Source organism: Collinsella aerofaciens (genome assembly GCF_025289055.1).
In the GTDB taxonomy this organism is placed as follows: Bacteria; Actinomycetota; Coriobacteriia; order Coriobacteriales; family Coriobacteriaceae; genus Collinsella.
Genome location: NZ_JAESIQ010000018.1, coordinates 36,885 through 60,089 on the forward strand (window position 1 = coordinate 36,885; position 23,205 = coordinate 60,089).

Annotated in this window: 23 protein-coding genes; 22 read left to right on the top strand and 1 reads right to left on the bottom strand. The window is 60.2% G+C overall.

Translation table 11 applies throughout. From position 1 onward, the window contains the following. The first annotated feature begins 25 nt into the window (after positions 1-25). The 19 genes from JMJ97_RS06625 to JMJ97_RS06710 all read left to right on the top strand — a co-directional run bounded on the left by JMJ97_RS06625 (position 26) and on the right by JMJ97_RS06710 (position 18,383). Positions 26-1,441: a M20/M25/M40 family metallo-hydrolase gene (locus JMJ97_RS06625; protein WP_260699611.1), complete on the top strand. Its 1,416-nt coding sequence runs from the start codon at positions 26-28 to the stop codon at positions 1,439-1,441. 228 nt (positions 1,442-1,669) lie between these two features. Continuing rightward, positions 1,670-2,737, top strand: coding sequence for a peptide chain release factor 1 (gene prfA / locus JMJ97_RS06630; RefSeq protein WP_035138783.1), 1,068 nt, complete (start codon positions 1,670-1,672; stop codon positions 2,735-2,737). Positions 2,738-3,431: 694 nt separating this feature from the next. Beyond that, positions 3,432-4,682, top strand: coding sequence for a N5-glutamine methyltransferase family protein (locus JMJ97_RS06635; RefSeq protein WP_260699614.1), 1,251 nt, complete (start codon positions 3,432-3,434; stop codon positions 4,680-4,682). A gap of 68 nt (positions 4,683-4,750) precedes the next feature. Beyond that, positions 4,751-4,936 carry a type II toxin-antitoxin system HicA family toxin gene (locus JMJ97_RS09680; RefSeq protein ID WP_089573106.1) on the top strand — a complete coding sequence of 62 codons (186 nt, stop codon included), beginning with the start codon at positions 4,751-4,753 and terminating at the stop codon, positions 4,934-4,936. Further along, entirely contained in the window at positions 4,903-5,394 is a 492-nt protein-coding gene (locus tag JMJ97_RS06640) for a type II toxin-antitoxin system HicB family antitoxin (RefSeq protein WP_260699615.1), read from the top strand. The genes JMJ97_RS09680 and JMJ97_RS06640 overlap by 34 nt, the downstream gene beginning before the upstream one ends. A 134-nt stretch (positions 5,395-5,528) precedes the next feature. Next, the gene (locus tag JMJ97_RS06645; protein ID WP_260699617.1) at positions 5,529-6,272 is read left to right on the top strand and encodes an L-threonylcarbamoyladenylate synthase; all 744 of its coding nucleotides are present in this window, start codon (positions 5,529-5,531) and stop codon (positions 6,270-6,272) included. Between the two features lie 13 nt (positions 6,273-6,285). Further along, positions 6,286-7,827 carry a glycerol kinase GlpK gene (glpK, locus tag JMJ97_RS06650; RefSeq protein WP_260699618.1) on the top strand — a complete coding sequence of 514 codons (1,542 nt, stop codon included), beginning with the start codon at positions 6,286-6,288 and terminating at the stop codon, positions 7,825-7,827. Positions 7,828-7,950: 123 nt separating this feature from the next. Continuing rightward, positions 7,951-8,598, top strand: a complete 648-nt coding sequence (upp, locus tag JMJ97_RS06655; RefSeq protein ID WP_117746943.1) for a uracil phosphoribosyltransferase — start codon at positions 7,951-7,953, stop codon at positions 8,596-8,598. Positions 8,599-8,879: 281 nt separating this feature from the next. Further along, on the top strand, positions 8,880-9,191 hold the full coding sequence (locus tag JMJ97_RS06660) for a hypothetical protein (RefSeq protein WP_035138788.1): 312 nt from the start codon (positions 8,880-8,882) through the stop codon (positions 9,189-9,191). Positions 9,192-9,194: 3 nt separating this feature from the next. Then, entirely contained in the window at positions 9,195-9,998 is an 804-nt protein-coding gene (atpB, locus tag JMJ97_RS06665; RefSeq protein ID WP_022094263.1) for a F0F1 ATP synthase subunit A, read from the top strand. 124 nt (positions 9,999-10,122) lie between these two features. Continuing rightward, the gene (locus tag JMJ97_RS06670; protein WP_022094262.1) at positions 10,123-10,317 is read left to right on the top strand and encodes an ATP synthase subunit c family protein; all 195 of its coding nucleotides are present in this window, start codon (positions 10,123-10,125) and stop codon (positions 10,315-10,317) included. A 15-nt stretch (positions 10,318-10,332) separates the two neighbouring features. After that, entirely contained in the window at positions 10,333-10,935 is a 603-nt protein-coding gene (gene atpF / locus JMJ97_RS06675; protein WP_006235712.1) for a F0F1 ATP synthase subunit B, read from the top strand. Next, positions 10,925-11,401: a F0F1 ATP synthase subunit delta gene (locus JMJ97_RS06680; protein ID WP_260699621.1), complete on the top strand. Its 477-nt coding sequence runs from the start codon at positions 10,925-10,927 to the stop codon at positions 11,399-11,401. The genes atpF and JMJ97_RS06680 overlap by 11 nt, the downstream gene beginning before the upstream one ends. Then, positions 11,401-12,999 (top strand): F0F1 ATP synthase subunit alpha, encoded by a 1,599-nt coding sequence (gene atpA, locus JMJ97_RS06685; protein WP_006235714.1) that lies wholly within the window; start codon positions 11,401-11,403, stop codon positions 12,997-12,999. The genes JMJ97_RS06680 and atpA overlap by 1 nt, the downstream gene beginning before the upstream one ends. A 5-nt stretch (positions 13,000-13,004) precedes the next feature. Beyond that, positions 13,005-13,913, top strand: coding sequence for an ATP synthase F1 subunit gamma (gene atpG, locus JMJ97_RS06690; protein WP_006235716.1), 909 nt, complete (start codon positions 13,005-13,007; stop codon positions 13,911-13,913). Beyond that, a complete protein-coding gene (atpD, locus tag JMJ97_RS06695; protein ID WP_006235717.1) occupies positions 13,913-15,367 on the top strand; it encodes a F0F1 ATP synthase subunit beta in 1,455 nt (484 codons plus the stop codon). The genes atpG and atpD overlap by 1 nt, the downstream gene beginning before the upstream one ends. Before the next feature lie 3 nt (positions 15,368-15,370). Then, positions 15,371-15,763, top strand: coding sequence for an ATP synthase F1 subunit epsilon (atpC, locus tag JMJ97_RS06700; protein WP_006235718.1), 393 nt, complete (start codon positions 15,371-15,373; stop codon positions 15,761-15,763). Positions 15,764-15,851: 88 nt separating this feature from the next. Beyond that, complete coding sequence (gene murA / locus JMJ97_RS06705) at positions 15,852-17,135, top strand: UDP-N-acetylglucosamine 1-carboxyvinyltransferase (protein ID WP_035138796.1); 1,284 nt, start codon at positions 15,852-15,854, stop codon at positions 17,133-17,135. 12 nt (positions 17,136-17,147) lie between these two features. Next, on the top strand, positions 17,148-18,383 hold the full coding sequence (locus tag JMJ97_RS06710; RefSeq protein WP_260699624.1) for an LCP family protein: 1,236 nt from the start codon (positions 17,148-17,150) through the stop codon (positions 18,381-18,383). 395 nt (positions 18,384-18,778) lie between these two features. Here JMJ97_RS06710 and pepT read toward each other — a convergent pair whose 3' ends face one another. Further along, positions 18,779-20,026 carry a peptidase T gene (pepT, locus tag JMJ97_RS06715; RefSeq protein ID WP_260699626.1) on the bottom strand — a complete coding sequence of 416 codons (1,248 nt, stop codon included), beginning with the start codon at positions 20,024-20,026 and terminating at the stop codon, positions 18,779-18,781. A 120-nt stretch (positions 20,027-20,146) separates the two neighbouring features. Between pepT and JMJ97_RS06720 the strand changes: the two genes are divergently transcribed. The 3 genes from JMJ97_RS06720 to JMJ97_RS06730 all read left to right on the top strand — a co-directional run bounded on the left by JMJ97_RS06720 (position 20,147) and on the right by JMJ97_RS06730 (position 23,032). Continuing rightward, a complete protein-coding gene (locus tag JMJ97_RS06720) occupies positions 20,147-20,569 on the top strand; it encodes a metal-dependent transcriptional regulator (protein ID WP_260699628.1) in 423 nt (140 codons plus the stop codon). A gap of 12 nt (positions 20,570-20,581) precedes the next feature. Continuing rightward, positions 20,582-21,475: a homocysteine S-methyltransferase family protein gene (locus tag JMJ97_RS06725; RefSeq protein WP_260699629.1), complete on the top strand. Its 894-nt coding sequence runs from the start codon at positions 20,582-20,584 to the stop codon at positions 21,473-21,475. A gap of 156 nt (positions 21,476-21,631) precedes the next feature. After that, a complete protein-coding gene (locus tag JMJ97_RS06730) occupies positions 21,632-23,032 on the top strand; it encodes a phosphoglucomutase/phosphomannomutase family protein (protein ID WP_260699631.1) in 1,401 nt (466 codons plus the stop codon). The last annotated feature ends 173 nt before the right edge of the window (positions 23,033-23,205 follow it).

Below are 23,205 nucleotides of genomic sequence, written 5' to 3' on the forward strand. Positions count from 1 at the left end.
TCGTCATCACAATCGAAAGGATGCCATGGCCGAGGTTTGGCGCTTCTTTGCGCATGAGGATGATTTTGCCGATTTGGACAAGGCTGGTGCGTGCGAGCGCCTGGGCCGCGTGCTATCGTTTCCGACCATCTCGAGCATGGATGCCGAGGCGGTGAACTGGCAGTCGTTCGACGACCTGCGCGCGTATATGCAGCAGGCTTGGCCGCACGTATTTACGGCGGGTAAGGTCGAGCTTATCGACCATTCGCTATTGGTGACGCTTAGCGGTTCCGACCCTGCCCTCAAGCCCATTATGCTCATGGGCCACATGGACGTGGTTCCCGTGGTGCCCGGCACCGAGGACGATTGGACGCACGCCCCCTTTAGCGGGCATGTAGACGACACCTACATTTGGGGTCGCGGCGCCATCGATATGAAAGACCAGGTCGCAGGCATTCTCGAGGCGGTTGAGTATGCGCTGGCGCACGGTTGGCAGCACGAGCGCACGCTGCTCCTGGCCTTTGGCCAGGACGAGGAGACTACGCAGTACGGCGCAGGCGCCATCGGTCGCGTGCTCGAGGAGCGCGGCATTGAGCTTGAGTACCTGATCGACGAGGGCGACTACCGCATCGTTTCGGCTGCCGAGTACAGCGCGGGCGAGGACTGGCTCATGCACGCCGACCTTGCCGAGAAGGGCTATGCCGATATCGTGCTCAAGACGAAGAGTGAGGGCGGGCATTCGTCCAACCCCTACGGTGGCACATCGCTCGAGGTGCTCAGCCGTGCCATCACCGCAATCTGTGATATCGAGTGGCCGACGCGCGTGACCGACTTGCTTGCCGCCCAGCTCGTCGAGTTGGGGCTCTACACGGCCGATGAAATTGCCGCCAACGGGGATGCCATTGTCCGCGATTGCCTCGCCAGCAAAAAGCTCTATCCGCTGGTGACGACCACCTGCGCGCCCACGCAGATCGAGGGTGGCAGCACCGGCGCCAACGTAATGCCGCAGAATATGTGGGCCAATATCAACTTCCGCATGCTCGAGGGCACGAACGTGGCCGACGTTGTGGCGCGCTGCTGCGAGTCGGTTGCCGCGGCGGGCCTTGTCGGACGTGTGGAGGTCGAACTCGGCCCCGGCAGCTCTGAGCCCTCGCCGTCCCCGCGCATCGGTGGTCCCGGCCTCGAGGCGGTTCGCTCCATCGTCGCCCGCTATTTCCGTGATCCAAAGGGGGCGGAGGAAAACGGATCATTCGAGCCAGTGGCAATTGTGCCCTCGACCGTGATCGGTGCGACCGACGCTGCCAACTATCAGCGCATTTGCCCTGAGTGCATTCGTTTCTCGGCCTTTGTGGTCGACGATGACGAGTGCGACCGAGGCGTCCACGGCACCAACGAGCGCATTACCCGCCGAGTCTACCTTCAGGGTGTCCGCTTTTTCATCGCTCTGCTCCACACGCTCTAGAACCCAACAAAGGGACTGTCCCTTTGTCGGATTCCGTGCGGGTTATATGCAGGTTTGCCTGCGCACGCTATCATGTATGGGTTAGACCGCAACTATGTACCCCATACGCGAAGGGATGCGCATGTATCTGAGGATCGACATGTTCTAGCCGGGCTTACCCCCGCAGCGGCGCCCCGCGCCCCATCAATTCTGCCGATTTTCACCTTCACGCATATAAAGGAGTCCGTCATGCGCGACAAGCTCGAAAAGATCATCAAGGCCTACGAGGAGCTCGAGAAGAAGCTTTCCGACCCGGCCGTCGCCTCCGATATCAAGGAGTTCACGCGTCTCAACAAGGAATACGCGCACCAGTCCGACCTCATCGCCGCCTCGCGCGAGTACATCGGCGCGCTCGATGACATCGAGGCTGCCAAGGAAATGCTGCACGATACCACCGATGCCGATGAGAAGGAGATGCTCCAGATGGACATCTCCGAAAACGAGGCCAAGCTTCCCCAGCTCGAGGAAGACATCAAGTACATGCTCATCCCGAGCGACCCCAACGACGACAAGAACACCATCGTCGAGATCCGCTCCGCCGCCGGTGGCGACGAGGCGGCCATCTTCGCCGGCGACCTGTACAAGATGTATCAGCGCTTTTGCGAGTCGCGCGGCTGGAAGACTACCGTGCTCGACTCCAGCCCCAGCGAGGCCGGTGGCTTTAAGTCCATTGAGTTCAAGGTCGAGGGCGACCGCGTCTACTCCGTTATGAAGTACGAGTCCGGCGTGCACCGTGTCCAGCGCGTCCCCAAGACCGAGTCCCAGGGCCGCATTCAGACCTCCACGGCTACCGTCGCCGTGCTTCCCGAGGCCGAGGAGATCGACGTCCAGATCAACCAGTCCGACCTGCGCATCGACACCTACTGCGCCTCCGGCCCTGGCGGTCAGTGCGTTAACACCACCTACTCCGCCGTGCGCATTACCCATCTGCCCACCAACACCGTGGTGCAGTCGCAGGAGCAGCGCTCCCAGATCCAGAACCGCGAGGTCTGCATGCAGATGCTGCGTGCCCGTCTGTACGAGATGGAGCTCGAGAAGCAGCAGGCCGAGCTCGGTGCCGAGCGCCAGAGCCAGATCGGCCATGGCAACCGTTCCGAGAAGATCCGTACCTACAACCAGCCCCAGGACCGCGTGACCGATCACCGCATCGGCTTCAACTCCACCTACAACGGCGTCCTTCTGGGCGATCAGCTCGGCACCGTGATCGAGGCACTCGCCGCCGCCGAGCGAGCCGAGAAGCTGGCGCAGGCTGTGTAGTGGGTTACGCGGTTTTGCCAAACCGCGTAACGGCTCGACGCTGCGCGACGTCCAGAGCGACAATTTGTCATTCAAAAGGCAAGGCATGACCAGAAGGTCTATGCCTTGCCTTTTTCATGCCAACTTGTTCGCTCTGGACGTCGCTCGCTGTCCGGCCTCTACCTACGGCGTTGCCATCGCTGCCGAAGACGGCAATTGGTTAGTTGGCACTTAGGGACGTTCCTTTTCTGTCGGCAGTTTGGGACACTCCTGGCTTAGTAGTCATTGGGGACGTTCTTAAGCGACTAGTCAAATAAGAACGTCCCCAATGACTAGGTTGGGCACATTGCTTTGTGAGTTTATTCAATCTTCTTTAATAACAATTAAGTTGTTTACCTGCTTAAAGTTACTTATCATTTTTAAAAAAATTGCTCGAAAAAGCGTCCGAGAAGTCGCGGGGCGATTTTTGATGGGTCGTGCGTCAAGCGATGTGGCAAGTTCTTGGTTAGATATTGGTCAGTTTTGGGCAACCTTGCCAAAAGCTTGACGAATGCAGATTTAGACGTCGACGAATGAACATTTTAGGCAGGTTCCAAGCAAAATTCTGGGCTGATTCTCGATAATCGCTTCCAATCGTCCCTTGCCGCGTGCCGCCCTCGCGTACAATCTGCTCCGACATTCGCGCGCCGTCCGGCGCTTAAGAGGGGAGGGCCCCATGGCAAACGAGATTTGGACCATCAAGCGTTGTCTCGAGTGGACCAAGGAGTACCTGGCCGAGCGCGGCGAGGAGCACCCCCGTCTTTCTGCCGAGTGGCTGCTCTGCGCTGCCACGGGTTTGGCACGCATCGACTTATATATGCGCATGGACGAGACGCTTAACGCGGCTCAGCTCGAGACCATGCACGCGGCCGTTGTTCGTCGCGCTAAAGGTGAACCGCTGCAGTACATCACCGGCAGCACGCAGTTTCGCATGATCGACGTCACGTGCGCCCCCGGCGTGCTCATTCCGCGTCCCGAGACCGAGATGCTCGTCGAGGAAGTCCTCAATTATCTGGATGCCGAGGTGCTGAGCCCCGAGGCTGCTGCCCGTCAGCGTGTTGAGCTGCCTTGGAACGATGAGGTCGAGGAGGCACGCAAGGCTGAGGCCGCGCTGGCAGACGAACGCGCGGCCGCCGAGCGCCGTGCCGCTAACCTGACGGCTGCCGATGAGGCGGCGCTAGGCGGCGACGTACTGGGCAGCCGTGCCTATGCCGAGGAACTGGCCGATCGCGAGGCCGAGGAAGCCGCCGCGCAGGCAGCAGAAGCCCAAGCCGCGGAAGCCGCCGAGTCCGAGCTCGACGAATACGGCATCGCCATCGAGGGTGCCGGCCAGGAGACGGCTTTAGCTCAGGATGCCGCTGCGCCTGCCCCAACCGAGCCCTGCACTGCCCGCGTTCTCGAGGTCGGCTGCGGCACGGGCTGCATTTCGCTCTCCCTTGCCTGGGAGCGCCGCGGCCACGTTACCTGCACCGCCACCGATATCGAGCCGCGCGCTATCGATCTGGCCACCAAAAACCGCGACGCCCTCGGCCTCACGGCAGATGAGGTTGCCTTTAGCCTCACCAACCTGGTGAGTTCCATTCCCCGCGAAGAGTGGGGCACCTTTGATGTGCTTGTCTCCAATCCGCCCTACATTCCGACCGACGTCATGCGCTCACTGCCGCACGAGGTCAAGGACTTCGAGCCCGACCTGGCGCTTGAGGGCGGCGCCGACGGCCTCGATATCTTCCGCCGCCTGCTCAATGCGGCGCCTTACATGCTGCGCGCCGGCGGCCTGTTTGCCTGCGAGCTCTACGAGGGTGCCCTCGACGCCGCCGCCGAGCTCTGCCGCCAGGCGGGTCTCTCGGACGTGCGCATCGTCCGCGACCTCACCGATCGCCCCCGCATCGTCCGAGCCATCGTCACCGAGCCCAAACAGCGTCAGTAATATTCATTAACTGGTTAGCAAAAATTATAAAGTAGTTTATAATTAGGACGGCCGAAAGAGGTCGGCCCATGCAACCTCCTACCTTTCGGGAAATCATTGCCCTACTCAAGCACGATGGATTCGTGAAGGTCGCGCAAGTCGGTAGTCATGCTAAGTATGTTTCTGGTGACCGTGTTGTCACCGTGAACGGCTCTGGTGGTGATCGACCAAAGAAGGGCACGTGGGCAAGTATTCGTCGCCAAGCTGGATGGTAGTTGGAGGCAAAATGAGGCAGCGATTTACCTATGACTGCGTTCTCATAAAAGAAGACGACGGTTACTGCGCCAGCTTCCCGCAGATTCCCGGCGCCTTTGCCGATGGCGATACACGCGAAGAAGCGATTGCCCATGCCACCGAGGCGCTGATGGCGTTTTTGGCCGACGACCTCAACAACGGTTTGACTCCGGCAGGGTACGAACACTCGGCCGAGGTCGTGGCCCTTTCAGTCGAAATCGACCACGAGGACGCTCGGGAAGCGGCGTGCCGAACATTTAAAGACGCAGCGCTGGACCTCAAAGTCTCCGCTCCACGGATTACCGCGCTGGTCAAAGCCGGAAAGCTCGATGTTGAACTCGTCGACGGCCGTCGGATGATAACGATAGACAGCATCGAGCGCTACGCCGCCCAAGAACGTCACGCCGGAAGACCAAAGAAGTCTGTAGCCTTCCAATAACCCCCTCACTTTCACCGACTACTAGAGCCGCTCACCAAACCAACATGCACTCTGGCCAAATAGGTTGAACGTTTCGTGCGAGAATGCCCCTCAGTAAACAAACTTTCACCAGAGCGTAAGGGGCTGGCATACACATGCAGACGGTCTATCGGGTATACGAGGGAACGCGCGAGCCGCATCGGCTCGCCGTCGAGCGCACGGCCGAGGTGCTCGGCCGCGGCGGCCTGGCCTTGATCCCGACCGAGACCGTCTACGGTGTCGCCGTGGCAGTCAACGCCTTCTCGGACGCCGTGCCCCAAGATACAAGCGAATTCCCATCGTGGCCGCGCGATCCGCAGGCTGTCGTCAATGGCGCCGCGGTCCCCGCGCTCGGTACCGGCTACCGCCGCATCTTTACCCTCAAGCAGCGCAAGCTCACCCAAACGGTCGCCTGGCTGGTTGATAATGCCGAAGCACTCGACCGCTATGGCGTGGATATCCCCGAAGAGGCTCGCGTACTCGCGCGACGATGCTGGCCGGGAGCCCTGACTATCGTGGTCAAGGCGGCCCCCTGCGTGCCGACCTTTATGCGTGCCGCCGACGACACGGTGGCTCTTCGCGCGTCGGCCTCGCCTGTGGTCCAAGCGCTCATCCGCGCCTGCGGCAGTCCCCTTGCCTGTACGAGCGCCAACACGCACGGCGCGCCCTCGCCGGCAAGCTTTGCCGCCGTCGAGGGTCGCATCCTGGAGGGGGTCGATGTGGCCGTCGACGCCGGTGAGACCCCGTGTCGCGACGCCTCGACCATCGTGTCGTTCCAGCACGGCGGGCTCCAGATCCTGCGCCAAGGCGCACTTCCCGCATCAGAGATCGAACGGGTCCTGTCCGACCCGATGCAATAGAAAGGTGTAAGCGATGTCGTTGAATCTGGGCAGCCTGGGCATGGAAGATGCCTCGTTTAACTTTGGCGGTTCCTACATCATGGCGCTCGACTGCGGCACCACCTCGGTACTTGCGACCATCGTCGACGAGTACGGCTGCATCGTCGCGCAGGCACGTCGTAGCGTCAAAACCAGCTTCCCGCGTCCCGGTTGGATAGAGCAAGACCCCATGGAGGTGCTTGCCAGCCAGATCGGCGTGATGATGGAGGTCCAGTTTAAGAGCGGCATCCATTCTGACCGCATCGCCGCCATCGGTATCTCCAACCAGCGCGAGACCACGGTGGTGTGGGACCGCATAAGCGGCCAACCCATCTATAACGCCATCGTGTGGCAATGCCGTCGCACCGCACCTCTGATCGACGAGCTGGTCGAGCGGGGCGCAGAAGAGCTGGTGCGCTCCCGCACGGGACTCACGCTCGATCCGTATTTCTCGGCTTCCAAGGTGCAGTGGATCCTCGACAACGTCGACGGTGCGCGTGAGAGCGCGGCGGCGGGCGACCTCATGTTCGGCACCATCGACACCTGGCTCATCTACAACCTCACCGGCAGTCAGGTCTTTGCCACCGACTACACCAATGCCAGCCGCACGGCGCTCTTTAATATCCATACGCTCGATTGGGACGACGACCTGCTGGCGCTCTTTGACGTTCCACGTTCCATGATGCCCGAGGTTCGTTGGAGCTCGGGCGACTACGGCCGCGTCGCGAGCGACATCATGACCAACATGCCGCCCATCATGGGCGTGGCGGGCGATCAGCAGGCGTCGCTGTTCGGCCACTGCTGCTTCCATCCCGGCCAGACCAAAAACACCTATGGCACGGGTTGCTTTATGCTCATGAACACCGGCGACGAGGTCGTCGAATCCAAGAACGGTCTGGTCTCCACGATCGGTATCGCCGCGGACGGCAAGATCAGCTATGCGCTCGAGGGTTCTATCTTTGCCGCCGGCTCAACCATGAACTGGCTGCGCAACAACATGGGCATCATCTCGAGCGTGAGCGAGTCGGCACAACTCGCCGCTTCGATTAGCGACAACGAGGGCTGCTACTTCGTTCCCGCCTTTGCGGGTTTGGGTGCTCCCTGGTGGGACCCGCATGCCCGCGGTATCGTGTGCGGTCTGACCGGCGCCTCGAGCCGTGCGACCATCGTACGTGCCGCCTGCGAATCCATGGCATATCAGAGCTACGACGTGCTGCGCGCCATGGAACAGGACGTGGGGCTTTCGATTGAGCGCCTGTCTGTCGATGGCGGTGCCTCGCGCAACGAGTTCATCATGCAATTCCAGGCTGACCTGCTGGATATCCCCGTGCTGCAATGCGAGACGGTGGAGACCACGGCAATCGGTGCCGCGTACTTGGCGGGTCTTGCCGTCGGCTATTGGGAAGACCTTGAAGAGCTGGAGCAAAATGCCCAGATCGTTAGGACCTTCCTTCCCTATATGTCCGCCGAGCGTCGCGAGCAAAACCTTGCGGGCTGGCGTGATGCAGTCAAGCGCTCGCTCAGTACCGCACAGTAGGGCTGCGATGGGCTGCTCGATACAACAAACCGCTAAACTTATGCATGGCGTGCGGCGGCAACATTGCTGTGCGCCTTGTCAGCAAGGTCGTTTTGCGGCCGCAACGAAAGGGGCAATCAACCCATGACCGTCACCTACGATACGTCCCGTGTGACGCTTGTCGATCACCCGCTCGTCCAGCACAAGCTGTCGATCCTGCGCGACAAAAACACCGGCACCAACCAGTTCCGCCAGCTCGTGCGCGAACTCGCGCTTTTTGACGGCTACGAGGCCATGCGCGACCTGCCCATGGAAGACGTCGAAGTCGAGACCCCTATCACCACCGCAACGTTTAAGCAGCTCGCCGGCAAGAAACTCGCCATCGTGCCCATCCTGCGTGCGGGCCTTGGCATGGTCGACGGCATCCTCGACCTGGTGCCCTCCGCTCGCGTGGGCCACATCGGCATGGAGCGCGACGAGGTTACCCATGAGCCGCACGAGTATTACTGCAAGATGCCCAAGGATATCGACCAGCGCATCTGCCTGGTCGTCGACCCCATGCTCGCCACGGGCGGTTCGGCCGAGATGGCCATCAGCTACCTGCGCGAGCGCGGTGTCAAGGACATCCGCATGCTGTGCATCGTCGCGGCCCCCGAGGGCCTCAAGTCGCTGACTGAGAAGGACCCCGATGTGCATATCTATACCTGCGCCATCGACGACCATCTCAACGAAGCTGCCTACATCGTTCCCGGCCTGGGCGACGCCGGCGACCGCATCTACGGCACGCTGTAATCTCTGGGCCATACCGGCTAACGTCGAAAATACGAAGAAATGGTGCGCGCGGGCGAGCAAAAGACGACCACGCGCACTCCTGTTAACGGACGTTTTGCCCTGCAGGGTTCGAGAAAAACGTATTACCGTACCTGCGGCATAAAGAAGGTCTTAAGAAAACGAACAGGTGCGTATTAACCGATGCTTTTTCGGTTGTACTTTAGCGATTGGCTCGTACAATAGTCACCAATGTTTGGCGGGAACTGTTCTGTAAGGCGTTAAAAAGGAAAGTGAGGACGCCAGTGTTTCAGATAGCCGATCTGCTCGCTATCGTTGCAGGTGCCATCGCGGGCGCGATTGCCTTCCTTCCCTTTGTCTTTACGCTCAAGCCGGTTCTTGACGATAAGCAGAATGCGGACATGCTCAAGGGTATGGTGAGTCTCGCGGTCTCGGCAATCGCGTTGCTTGTCTTTACCTTGGTTGTGTTTGTGTTGTTCGGAGAGGCATTTCGCATGTTCCTCCTGGGCGAGGCGATCGGCTTCGTGGCCTTTATGGCCGCCTGCGCGGTTCGCGTCGCCAAGGCGCTGCGAGATCCTCATGAGGTCGAAAGGTAAGTCGTGGAAATTTTTGAAAAGCTGCCTGATGAGATTAATCATCTGGTCAGCGAGTTCAGCTCCACCCCTGTCGTGGGCGATCTGAGCTGCGGCATCACGCAGTACTCGTTTTGGCTGATCGTCTCCACGATCGTGCTCCTGATCGTCCTGGCCGTGTTCAAGAAGAAGCAGACCCTGGTTCCCAAGGGCTTCTTCGTCAACGGTTTCGAGTACATCATCGAGTACGTCGAGAACGATATCGGCAAGGGTGTCGTGGGTGAGAACTGGAAGAAGCACTTCCCGTTCCTGTGCTCGCTTTTCCTGTTCATCCTGATCAATAACATGATCGGCCTGATCCCGGGAATGAAGCCCGGCACCGGCGCAATCGGCTCCACCGCCGCACTCGCCATTTTCGCCTTCGTGTACTTCATCTACTACGGATGCAAGGCTCACGGCGTGATCGGCTACATCAAGAGCCTCGCCCCGCAGGGCGTGAGCTTCCCGATGAACGTGCTCGTGTGGGTCGTCGAGCTTTTCTCGACCTTCCTGCGCCTCATCACGCTCGCCGTCCGTCTGTTCTGCAACATGTTCGCAGGACACGTGGTCATGGGCTCGTTCGCCATCATGGCGAGCATGTTCATGCAGCCGCTGCTTCAGCAGGTTTCCGCGGCCCACGCCGTCGGCGCCCTGCCTTCGCTGGCCTGGCTTGCCATCCTTATCCTGATCTATGCGATCGAGCTTGTGGTCGGCGCCATCCAGGCTTACGTCTTCACGGTCCTTACCGCCGTGTATGTCTCCGAGGCAGAGGAGGTCGCGGAGGAGGAGTAATCTTCCGTTCGCGCCTTAAAGGTAAGGCAATTCGTTAAACCGCCGGTGCCCGTACCCATGGAGCCCGGCAGTTATAAAAAGGTTATCCTGCGTGAAATAAGACACGCACGACAAAGGAGGAATCGTGGGAGTTATCGGTTACGGTCTCGGTGTTATCGGCGCTGGTCTTGCTATCGGCCTGTCTGCTCTGGGTGCTACGGGTGCTATGGCCCGTCAGCCTGAGGTCCAGGGCCGCGTGTTCACCGTCTTCATCATGGGCTCCGCCTTCGGCGAGGCTCTGGCTCTGATCGGCTTCGTTGTCGCGCTGATCGTTAAATAGCACGGAGCGTCAAGTATGAATCTTTCATCCCAGAAGAGCGCGATCGCACTCTCCGCGTCCGCGGCCGCGCTGCTTATGCCGGTTTCCGCGTTCGCCGAGGACGGCGCTGCCGGTGCGGACATCCTCATCCCTAAGATGGCGGAGTTCATCCCGGCGCTTATCGCCTTCCTGATCATCTGGATCGTGCTGGCCAAGGTCGCCCTGCCGGGCATCATGAAAACCATGGAGGAGCGCGGCAAGAAGATCGAGGAGAGCCTCGACGAGGCCGAGAAGACCAAGCAGGAGGCTATCGCCAAGCGCGCTGAGTCCGACTCGATCGTCACCGACGCCCGTCGTCAGGCTGCCGACATCGTTCTCGAGGCCCGTAAGGACGCCGAGTCCGAGCGCGCCCGTATCATCGAGGCTGCTCACAAGGAGGCCGAGGAGATCATCGCCAAGGCCCATACGACCGTCGAGGACGAGCGCAAGTCCATTTACGCCGGTGCCGCGAGCTCCATCGCCGACCTGTCCGTTGCCGTCGCCACCAAGATCGTGGGCGAGGCACTCGAGGACGATGCCGAGCAGAAGAAGCTCATCGAGCGCTACATCCAGGAAGCAGGTAGCCTGAATGCCGACTAGCCGCTATCAGGACAAGGTGCTCGAGACCTACGCGCGCTCCCTTCTGGAAGCCGCTAAGGCCGAGGACCATGTGTTTGAGGACCTCGAGATGATCGAGCGCCTGGCTTCTGCCAGCCCCGAGATCATCGCCGTGCTCGACACCATGTCCAAGCGCGACCAGCTCGACCTTCTTCCCAAGGTGGCAGCTGCCTTTAAGTATGTTGCCGAGGAAGACGAGGATGTAGTGGGCGTGACCGTCACCACGGCGATCCCGCTCGACGACGAGCTGCGTCAAACCATCACTAAGAAATGCGAGCAGGACTTCGGCCGCAAGGTATTCCTTATCGAGCAGGTCGACCCGTCTATCGTGGGCGGCCTGGTGCTCGAGGCCCGCGGCGAGCGTCGTGACATTTCCGTCAAGACGCAGCTGCGCATCGCGCAGGAGACCCTCGCAAACTCTGCTAATTCGTACGGAGGTGAAGCCTAATGTCCGAAACCCTCAATGCCCAGGATATCGCCAAGAAACTGCAGGAGCAGCTCACGAGCCTCTCCGCGACGGTCGATACGCATGAGGTTTCAACGGTCGATGAGGTAGGCGACGGCATCGCGCGCGTCTCCGGCCTCAAGAGCGCCATGGCAGGCGAGCTTCTGGAGTTCAAGAGCTCCGATACCGGTGAGACCGTCTTCGGCCTTGCCCAGAACCTTGACCGTGACGAGGTCGGCGCCGTTCTGTTCGGTGCCGTCGACTCCATCAAGGAAGGCGACGAGTGCCGCACCACTGGCCGCGTTATGGATATCCCCGTGAGCCGTGCCATGCTCGGCCGCGTCGTCAATCCGCTCGGCCAGCCCATCGACGGCCTGGGCGACATCGTCGCTACGCACCGTCGCCCCATCGAGTTCAAGGCTCCCGGCGTCATCGATCGTACCCCGGTGTGCGAGCCGGTTCAGACCGGTCTGCTCGCTATCGACTCCATGGTGCCTATTGGCCGCGGTCAGCGTGAGCTCATCATCGGTGACCGTAAGACCGGTAAGACCGCCATCGCCATCGACGCTATCCTCAACCAGCGCGGCAAGGGCATGGTCTGCATCTATGTCGCCATCGGCCAGAAGGCCTCCACGGTTGCCAACATCCGCGAGACCCTCGCTCAGCACGGTGCGCTCGACTACACCATCATCGTTTCGGCCACCGCTGCCGATTCCGCCCCTATGCAGTACATCGCGCCTATGGCCGGTGCCGCTATTGGCGAGTTCTTTATGTACAACGGCGAGGACGGCAAGCCCGCCAGCGAGACCAACCCCGGCGGCCACGTGCTCGTCATCTACGATGACCTGTCCAAGCAGGCTGTGGCCTACCGTCAGATGTCGCTGACGCTGCATCGTCCGCCCGGACGCGAGGCCTATCCTGGCGACATCTTCTACCTGCACTCTCGTCTGCTCGAGCGTGCCGTCAAGATGTCCAAGAAGAACGGTTACGGCTCCATGACGGCACTGCCGATCATCGAGACCCAGGACGGCGACGTCTCGGCCTACATTCCGACCAACGTCATTTCCATTACCGATGGTCAGATCTACCTGCAGTCCGAGCTCTTCTTCCAGGGTCAGCGCCCGGCAGTCGACGTGGGTATCTCCGTGTCCCGCGTCGGTGGCGATGCGCAGACCAAGGCCATGAAGCAGGTCGCCGGCAACCTCCGTCTGGACCTCGCTTCCTATCAGGAGCTCGCTGGCTTTACGCAGTTCGGCTCCGACCTCGACGAGGCTACTCAGAAGCAGCTGACCCACGGTGCTCGCATGACCGAGCTCCTGAAGCAGCCGCGTTACAAGCCGTTTGAGGTTGGCGAGCAGATCGTTACGCTGTTCGCTGGCAACGAGGGCTTCCTGGATGACCTGGAGATCGCCGACGTGCTGCCCTTCCGTGCCGAGCTCATCGAGTACATGGACAATGGCTTTGGTTCGCTGCTCGACAAGGTTCGCGCCAAGAAGATCGATGATGACACCAAGGCTGAGCTCTTGCGCGTCATCGGCGACTTCAAGCAGCAGTTCATGGCCAAGCACCATTCGGATGTTTCTGGATCAGAGGAGAACTAAGCCCCATGGCCAACCTTCGCGACATTAAGAAGCGAATCTCCTCGGTTACCACGACCAAGCAGATCACGCGCACGATGGAGATGGTCTCTACGGCCAAGATTCGTCGTGCCCTCGATCGCTCCAAGCAGGCCGAGCCCTATAAGGAGGCGCTGACCGACGTCATGTTGACGGTCGCCGGCGACGCCTCCTGTTCGGGCACCGATCCCATGCTGCAGAAGCATGAGAGCGTCAAGCATGGCCTGATTGTCGTTATTGCCTCGGACCGCGGCCTTGCCGGCGGTTTCAATACGACGGTGGAGCGCACGGCCGAAAAGCTCGCCGCTTCTTGGGCGAACGACGGCATCGAATGCGAGATCATCGCGTGCGGGCGTAAGCCGGCCACGTATTTCCGTGACCGCGCAAACGTTGTCATGCACTTTGAGGGCAACTCCTCTGAGCCCGATTTCAATCAGGCCCGCATGATCTCCTCTCATATCTGCGATGCGTATCGTGCCGGTGAGCTTGACCGTGTCGAGCTTGTCTACCACCACGCCAAGAACCGCGTGGATCAGGAGCTTCGCGTCGAGCATCTGTTGCCGCTCGACCCTGAGATGATCGCTATGGCCCACGGTCCGCGTAAGAACGAGACCGACGCCCCTAAGCGCATCTCGTCCACGTTCGAGTTCGTGCCCTCTCCCGAGCATGTTCTCGGCAAGCTTGTGCCGTCTTATATCCTGACGGTCATCTACCAGGCCCTGATCGATTCGGCGGCTGCCGAGCAGGGTGCACGCCGCAAGGCCATGCACTCCGCGACGGAAAACGCCACCGCGATCATCTCGACCCTTACCCGCACGTATAGTCGCGTGCGCCAGGCTTCGATCACGACCGAGATTAACGAGATCGTCGGCGGAGCCTCAGCATTGGAGGAACAGTAATGGCTAATAACACCGTAAAGCTTGCGGTCGAGGAAGCCACCAAGAAGACGACTGCCGGTGATGGTCGCATCGTGCGAATCATCGGTCCTGTCGTCGACGTCAAGTTTGACGGTGCGGTGCCCCCGATCTACAACGCGCTCACGGTCGAGGCCGAGACCCCGATCGGTCATCTGAGCACGATCCTCGAGGTCGAGAGCCAGCTTCCGGGCGGCGTCGTCCGCACGGTCGCCATGTCCTCGACCGACGGCCTGCAGCGCGGCCTCATCGCCACCGATACCGGTGAGCCCATGAAAATGCCCGTTGGCCCCAAGACGCTCGGCCGTATTTGGAACGTCATGGGCAAGCCCGTCGACGGCAAGCCCATGCCCGAGGTGGAGGAGTTCTACCCCATCCACCATGCAGCGCCCCGTTTCGACGAGCTCACCACCAAGACCGAGATCTTCGAGACCGGCATCAAGGCCGTCGACCTGCTCGAGCCCTACATCCGCGGCGGCAAGACAGGTCTGTTCGGTGGCGCCGGCGTCGGCAAGACCGTTCTGATTCAGGAGCTCATCAACAACCTCGCCCAGGAGCACGGCGGCACCTCGGTGTTCACCGGCGTCGGCGAGCGTACCCGCGAGGGCACCGACCTGTTCCTCGAGATGAGCGAGTCTGGCGTTATCGACAAGACCTGCTTGGTCTATGGTCAGATGAACGAGCCGCCCGGAGCGCGTCTGCGCATCGGTCTGGCCGGCCTTACCACCGCTGAGTACTTCCGCGATCGTGGCCAGGACGTTCTGCTGTTCATCGACAACATCTTCCGCTTCTCCCAGGCAGGTTCCGAGGTTTCCGCACTGCTGGGCCGTATGCCGTCCGCCGTTGGTTACCAGCCCACGCTGGCAACCGAGATGGGCGACCTCCAGGAGCGCATTACCTCGACCAAGACGGGCTCCATTACCTCCGTCCAGGCTGTCTACGTCCCCGCAGACGACCTGACCGACCCGGCGCCTGCCACGACGTTTACTCACCTCGATGCCACCACGGTTCTTTCGCGTAGCATTTCGTCGCTCGGCCTGTTCCCGGCTATCGACCCGCTCGCGTCTTCCTCCGACGCTCTCGATCCCTCGATCGTCGGCGAGGAGCACTACCGTGTCGCTGTCAAGGTCCAGGAGCTCCTGCAGGAGTACTCCGACCTTCAGGACATCATCGCCATTCTGGGTATGGACGAGCTGTCCGAGGAGCAGCGCCTTACGGTCAACCGTGCCCGTAAGATTCAGCAGTTCCTCTCGCAGTCCTTCCACGTCGCCGAGAAGTTCACCGGCAACCCCGGTGTCTACGTCCGCGTCGAGGATACCGTCCGCTCTTTTGCCGAGATTGTCGACGGCAAGGCCGATGACCTGCCCGAGCAGGCTTTCCGCTATGCTTCCACGATTGAGGACGTGCGCGAGCGCGCCCGCAAGATGGGGGAGAAGTAGGTTATGCGTATCCGCATCGTGTGCCCCGTGAGCTGCGCCTATGAGGGCGACGCTGCGTTTGTGTCGATTCCGTCCACGGATGGCGAGTTTGGCGTTCTGCCTGCTCACTCCAGCGAGATCTGCACGATCGACCGCGGTTACGTTCGCGTTTCCGATAAGGCCATGGGCACTGTCGACCACACGTTTGCCGTGGCCGGCGGCTATGCCCAGGTTGCGGACGATGTCGTGACCGTTCTCGCCGAGCGCGCTTGCGATTTGGCGACCGTCGATGCCGACAAGCTTAAAGCTGATATTCAAGGTTTTGAAGAGAAGCTGGGTAATTTGTCGGAGGATGATGCACGCCGCGCCTACCTCTATAATGAAATCGCATGGTGTAAGCTCAAGCTTGCCCAATAGTCAAACGATTTAGCGTTCGACCATTTGCGAACACATCATGCCCGGGATGGCCCAGCCACCCCGGGCATGCTTTTTGAAAGGGTAGACCTTGGATATTATCCGCGTTGAGGGTGGCCACGCCATCGGAGGCTCCGTGCCCGTTTCGGGCGCCAAGAACTCCGCGCTCAAACTCATGGCGGCAACGCTTCTGGCGCCGGGCAAGACGACGCTGCAGAACGTGCCCGATATTTCCGATGTCCACGTGATGGGCAAGGTGCTCAAAGGCATGGGCGCTACGATCGATGTTCTCGACGAGCACACGCTCGAGATTGATACCTCTCAGGTCGATTCATGGGAGGCCCCCTACGAGCTCGTTGCCAAGATGCGCGCTTCCACCGCCGTCATGGGACCCCTGCTGGGCCGCTTCCATCGCGCCAAAATTGCCATGCCGGGCGGCTGCAACCTGGGTGCTCGCAAGATCGATATGCACATTCTTGGTCTTGAGGCCCTGGGCGTTGAGTTCGATACCGCCCACGGTTACATCAACGCTAATGCGCCCCAAGGTCTGCGCGGTACCACCGTCACGCTCGAGTTCGCCAGCGTCGGTGCGACCGAGAACCTCATCATGGCCTCTGTGCGCGCACAGGGCACCACGGTTATCGATAATGCCGCCCGCGAGCCCGAGATCGTCGATCTCGCTAACATGCTCAACGAGATGGGCGCCAAGATTGTTGGCGCCGGTACGCCCGTCGTGACTATCGAAGGCGTGGAAGAGCTCCATCCCGTTACCCATCGCGTGGTGGGCGACCGCATCGAGGCCGGTACCTTTATCGTTGCCGGTGCGTTGATGGCCGACGATCGCGGTGTCGACGTCACGGGTTTTTGCCCCATTCACTTGGGCATGGTGCTCAAGAAGATGGAGCTCATGGGTATCGACTGCGAGCGCGTCGAAGATGGCGTCCATGTGAACCGTGCCGAGCGTATCAAGCCGGTCGACATCCAGACGCTTCCGTTCCCCGGTTTCCCGACCGACATGCAGGCGCAGATTATGGTGCTCTCCGCCCTTGCCGACGGCAGTTCCGTTATTACCGAAAACATCTTCGAGAATCGCTTTATGTTTGCCTCTGAGCTGGTGCGCATGGGTGCCGACATTCGTATCGAGAGCCATCACGCCATGATTCATGGCGTCAAGGGCTTCTCGGGTGCACAGGTTACCTCGCCCGATCTGCGTGGCGGAGCGGCCCTCGTCGTAGCGGGCTTGATCGCCGACGGGACGACCGAGGTTTCGGCCATCCATCACATCAAGCGCGGCTACGAGCAGTTTGTCGAAAAGCTGCAGGCGCTCGGCGCGCATGTCGAGCATGCTACCGTCCCCGATCCCGTCATCTACTAATACAGGTTGCCTATGTTTAATAAAAAGCCCCTCGCGGATACCACCGCCCGAAGACCCTCAACTGGTGCGCAGGCCAAGATCTACAGTCGCGATAACGTGGCTCGCTATTCCGAGCGCGCTCGTCAACGTCGTCGTAGCCACACGATTCGTCGCGTCGCGCTCATTGTCGTGCTTGGCGTGCTGCTGAGTGCCACTACCGCTGCCGGCCTGTGGTTTGCCACCATTATGGGCAAGCTCGGCGATTCTAATGTCATTACCGACAATCTGCGTCGGGTTCTGGTTGACACCGATGAGGCAAAGGATCCGTTCTACGTGCTGCTTCTTGGCACCGACGGCCGTCCGGGCGAGGATACGTACCGTGCCGACTCGATTATCCTGGCACGCATCGACCCCACGCAAAAGCAGGCGACGCTCATTTCCGTTCCGCGCGACACCAAGGTCGAGTACAAGGGCGAGACCATGAAGATCAACGCCTGCCATACCGTTGGCGGCGCCGAGGCCATGGTCGAGGCGGTCAACGAGCTGTGCGGTGTTCAGATTTCCCACTATGCCGAGGTCAGCTTCGACGGTATGCAGGCGCTGATTGATTCGGTTGGCGGTATCGACATTAACGCAACCGATGATGTTGACGACCCCGAGCACCTGGATATTAAGATTACCGCTGGCCAGCAGCATATGGACGGTGCCACCGCCCTTACCTATGCCCGCTGCCGCTACACCTATGCCGACGGCGATTACACGCGCATGCGCCACCAGCGTCAGGTGCTTGGCGCCCTTGCCAACCAGATTCTCAATAACTTCGATGCCACGAAGATCTTTGGCCTGGTTAATTCGCTGTCCGATATGCTCGTAACCGATATGAGCGTTCAGGATATCGTGGCTACGGTCAACGCCATGCGCGGTATGGATGTCGACGGTATCTACTCGGCCAACCTGCCCTCGTACGCCGACGACAGCACCATGATCGACGGTGTGAGCTACGTCTTTGTCTACGAGGACGAGCTCAAGGAAATGATGGAGCGCGTCGATGCCGGCAAGGATCCCAAGGGTCCCAACACCATGGGTCTTTCCGACGGTTCCAGTTCTACGATCGGCGACCTGAACAACAACACGTCTGACGACTACGCAAACGGTACCGCAACTTCATCGGTCAGCTCTGACGATTCCGATGACTCAGGCGATTCGAGCGATTCGGACTACTACGAAGAGCCCACCGGCGACGGCAACGGCTACGAAGCCAACTACTAGAGTTACGCGGTTTTACCAAACCGCGTAACCAGTTGACGCTGCAAACCCGCCAGAGCGGCAATCTGCCTTTCAACTTCGGCGGCATGATCAAAAGATCAATGCCACCTCGTTTCAAGGCACCTTGCTCGCTCTGGCGGGTTTTCGCTGTCGGTGCCAAAACATCGGCGTAACACTTGGCACATGGGTAGTCATTGGGGACGTTCTTAAACGACTGGTCAAAGGGGGCACTCTTGATGCACTTGGCACTTGGGGACGTTCCTTTTGTACCGGCAGTTTGGGACACTCCTTGCTTCAAGAGGCTGGCGTGCGTCAACCTATTCTCGTTGCAGTAAAAAAACCGCCCCGTTCTTGGTTGAGGACGGGGCGATTCGTCTTTTGGACTTGTGCAGCCAGGCTTATGCAAAGCGGGCGACGAGCTCCTGGAGCACGTCGGTCATCTTGACGAGCGAACTGACCGGGACGAACTCGTTGACGCCGTGGTAGCAATAGCCGCCGGTGGAAAGGTTGGGGCAGGGCAGACCGCGGAACGACAGCTGAGCGCCGTCGGTGCCGCCGCGAATCGGCAGCACTTGGGGCTCAACGCCGCAGGCAAGGTAGGCTTCCTTGGCAACATCAATAAGCTCGGGATAGTCACGAACGATCTCGGCCATATTTCGATACTGCTGCTTAATCTCGACCGTCACGCGCTCCTCACCCAGACGCTGGTTGAGCATCGAGGCGGCGGCATCAACAAGGTCGAGTTTCTGCTGGAACTTGGCGGCGTCATGGTCGCGGACGATATAGCGCGCTGTGGCGTGATCGACGGTCGCAGATACACCCTCAAGGTGATAAAAGCCCTCGTAGCCTTCCGTATACTCCGGGCGCTGCACGTAGGGGAGCAACGCGTTGAAGTCACAGAACAGATTGCCTGCGTTGACCATGCGGCCCTTGGCGTCACCGGGATGGATGGACTGGCCCTCAAAGTGAACAGTTGCCTCGGCGGCGTTAAAGCACTCCCACTCCAGCTCGCCAATGGGACCACCGTCGACCGTGTAGGCGTACTTGCAGCCAAAGGCCTCGATGTCCAACAGCTCGGCGCCGTGACCGATTTCTTCGTCCGGGCAAAAACAAATGCCGAGTGCGGGGTGGGGCAGCGAGGGGTCCTGAGCGATACGCGCGACAAGCGCCATGATCTCGGCGACGCCGGCCTTGTCGTCAGCGCCCAGCAGCGTGGTGCCGTTACTGCAGACCAAGTCCTCACCCACAAGGTCGTTCAGGGCGGGAAGCTTGGCGGTGCTCATGGCCACGGGCTTGCCGTCAACGGTACCGCAGACCAGGTCGCCGCCTTCGTAGTGCACAATGTGCGGCTTCACACCGGCGCCCGGCGCAACCTCGGTGGTGTCGAGGTGTGCGATCAGGCCCAGGGCGGGCTTGTTCTCCGCGCCCGCGCTCGCAGGAATATGCGCGCAGACGTAGGCATGCTCGGTCACATGGGCATCGGTCGCGCCGAGCTCGCGCAGCTCCTCGGCCAGGATGTTGGCAAGGTCAAACTGAACGGTGCTCGAAGGCACCTGGTCGCAGTTTGCATCCTCGGATTGCGTGTTGATTTGGACGTAGCGCAAAAAGCGCTCAAGGACGTCGGGGTTCGTGGCGTTGTTTTCCATAAAGACCGCTCCAATCTTGGTCGTCGTGTGCAACAAGAACTCTAGCACGGTATGCCACGGCATACCGCGACACTTGGATGGGGTAGAATCAGCCTTTGAAAGCAGAAGGGACGGAAGGTCATGGATACGACAAATAGCTCGCGCGAGCTGCACCTAACAGTGGCGAACGAAGACTACTTGGAGTGCATGGTTCGCATCGAAAACGAAGAAGGGGAGACCAATGGCGTGCGATCGGTCGACATCGCGCAGCGTCTTGGTGTCTCCAAGGCATCGGTCAATAAGGCGGTTTCGGCGCTTAAGGCGTCCGAGCTTGTCGAGCAATCGCATTACGGCAAGGTCATCCTGACCGACCGTGGTCGCGAGGTCGGTACGGCTATCTGGTACCGTCATCGCCTTATCCGCACGTTTTTGGTCCAGGAGCTCGGCGTCGATTTTGAGCGGGCCGATTCCGAGGCGTGCATGATGGAACATGCGCTTTCCGAGGACACGATGAGCCGCTGGCTCGCTTATCTCGAAAAACAGGGAATCAGCGTCGAGGAATAGCGAAACTTATATATGGATACGAGTTATTACAACCGCCCCGGCGGCGAGGAACTTATGCGCCGCATGTCGAGCGAGACCCTGTTGACGCAGGGCCCCATGGGCAGCGTGCTGATGAGTGAATACGATGCCGCCGACATCCCACCGGCGTTTTGGAACCTTGCCGAGCCGCAGACTGTTTCTCGTATCCATCGCCTGTATGTCGCCGCCGGTGCGCAGGTGCTCATTACCAATACCTTTCAGGCATCAAGCTATGCCCTCAAGCAAGATCAGATTACGCCGTCCGTGGCTGAGGTCAATCGCGCTGCCGTCGACGATGCGCGCCAGGCGCACCCTCAGCTGCTGCTGGGCTCGATGGGCCCGATTGGCATTGAGTGGTTTGCCGAAGACTCTGCCGAGTATCGAGAAATCCGAGGCATTTCGCGAGAGCAGGCATACGCCCTGCTCAATGCTGGTGTTGACGGTCTGCTGATCGAGACGGTGACGTCTATCCGTAATTTGCAGCCCATGCTTGCCGGCGCCCAGGATGCCGCCGACGGCATGCCTGTTTTGGTAAGTTTTGTCGTTGACGATAAAGGCGACCTGCTAGGCGATGGCCTCAACATCGAGGCTGCTGTTTTGTACGCCGAAAAGCACGGCGCAAACTCGGTTGGCGTTAACTGCTGTTCACTTGCGGCCGCGAACGTGGCGGTGCCCAGGATGGTTGCATCGGCGACTACGCCCGTCACGGTACGCCCCAACGTGGGTGATCCGGTCCAAACACAGGATGGTCCTGTGTGGCGCGAGAACCCCGAAGCCTTCGCGCGTGCTTGCATCGAATGGAGGCATGCCGGTGCCGCAATGGTGGGCAGTTGCTGTGGAACCACGGCGATCACCACGGCGGCGATGGCCGAGGCGCTCGATATATAAAGGTCAAAACCGCTCCATACGGGGCGGTTTTTTTTGCTTGCACATCGTCGGTAGCATTTGCCCAAATAGTGAATGCCGGTTTTGGCAGGTTGCTGGGCGAGCGTTGCGGGTATACCCCATGCGTACCATGATCCAAACACTGTGAGGTGTCTGCGCGTGTGCGCGATAATTCATTTTGGAACTGACGGTTGGCGCGCCCGCGTCGACGACGACTTTACCGCCGACAACGTTGCCCGCATTGCCGATGCCGTCGGCGAGTTGTGGCAAAAGACCAATCCCGGCAAAACAGTCTATATAGGGTTCGACACCCGGCCGCAGGCGCGCGAGTTCGCTGAGCTTGCGGCAGGCGTGCTTGCGGCTCACGGATTGGACGCAGTACTCGCATCTCGGCCTGTCCCGACCCCCGCCCTTACGTGGGCGGCGGCGTATGACGGCGAGGCCTGCGGTGCGCTCATGGTGACGGGGTCCCATCATCCGCAGGGGTATCTGTGCCTTAAACTACGCATGGGAGATGGCTCGACGGCCAATCAGGATGTCATCGAAGAGCTTGAAGAGACCATGGCCCCCGAGCCGATGGGGATCGAGGAAAGCTATCGCACCGCGGATATTATTCCTGACTATATGCAGGCGGTGGCGTCGTTTGTCGATGCCGAGGCCATTCGAGCCGCTCACCTGCGTGTGGTGGTTGACCCCATGGGCGGCGCGGCCCAGGGATATCTTGCCGACCTGCTGCGGGAGCTAGGCGTCGAGGTGCACGAGATTCACGCCGGGCAGGCGTCTGACCAAGAAGATATCTGCCCCGACCCCGTTGAACCGTGGGTGGACGCTTGCGAGCGCACGGTTATCGAGGACGGAGCTTGCGCTGGCCTGGTGACCGACGGCGACGCCGACCGTATCGGCGCGGTTGACGAGCGCGGCAGATATATACATCCGCATCAGATCATGGCGCTCGTTTTGGGCGACTTGGTTCAATTTCGTAATTTGGAGGGGCGCGTCGTCGTCAATCTTTCATGCTCGACGCTCGTGCGTCGCATTGCCGAGGCGCTTGGCTGCCGCGTGACCGTCAAACCAGTCGGTTTCAAATATATAGCGGCGGAGATGAAGAAGGGCGGCGTCCTCATGGGCGGCGAAGAAGCCGGTGGTATCGGCATCGCCGCGCATATGCCCGAGCGCGATGGAATCCTCGCCTGTCTGATTCTGTGTGAGCTTATGGCAAAGACGGACGCGCCTTTGGGCGTTCTGGTCGACCAACTCGAGGACAGTTTTGGTAAGACGAGTTACGGTCGACGCGACTTGCGCCTTGAGGCCGAAGATGCCGAAACGTTACGAACCCTGCTGCCGGGCGTAAACCCCAAGTCGATTTGTGGCAAGGTGCCGCAAAACGTTAGTCATATGGACGGCTTGCGTCTGTCATTCGAGGATGACACGTGGCTGCTGGTCCGTCCTAGCGGGACCGAACCAGTGGTGCGCGTCTACGCCGAGGGGTTCTCGGTGGAAGAACGTGATGAGTTGCTCGATGCTGGCTGTGCTTTAGCTAGGGGGACGTATCCGCTTTAACCATGAGACTGCCTTATATAAAGAGATGCTCGGCGAGCGGTAGGTAACGGCTGGCAAACGTTAGTCGGATCCCAAACTGTGTAGGAAATGTGTACGCCCAGATTCCCGCCCGCGGGGGCCCTCCGGTCTGGCAATATATCTCCTTGCCGCGCGGCCCGGTGGAACCGGGAACC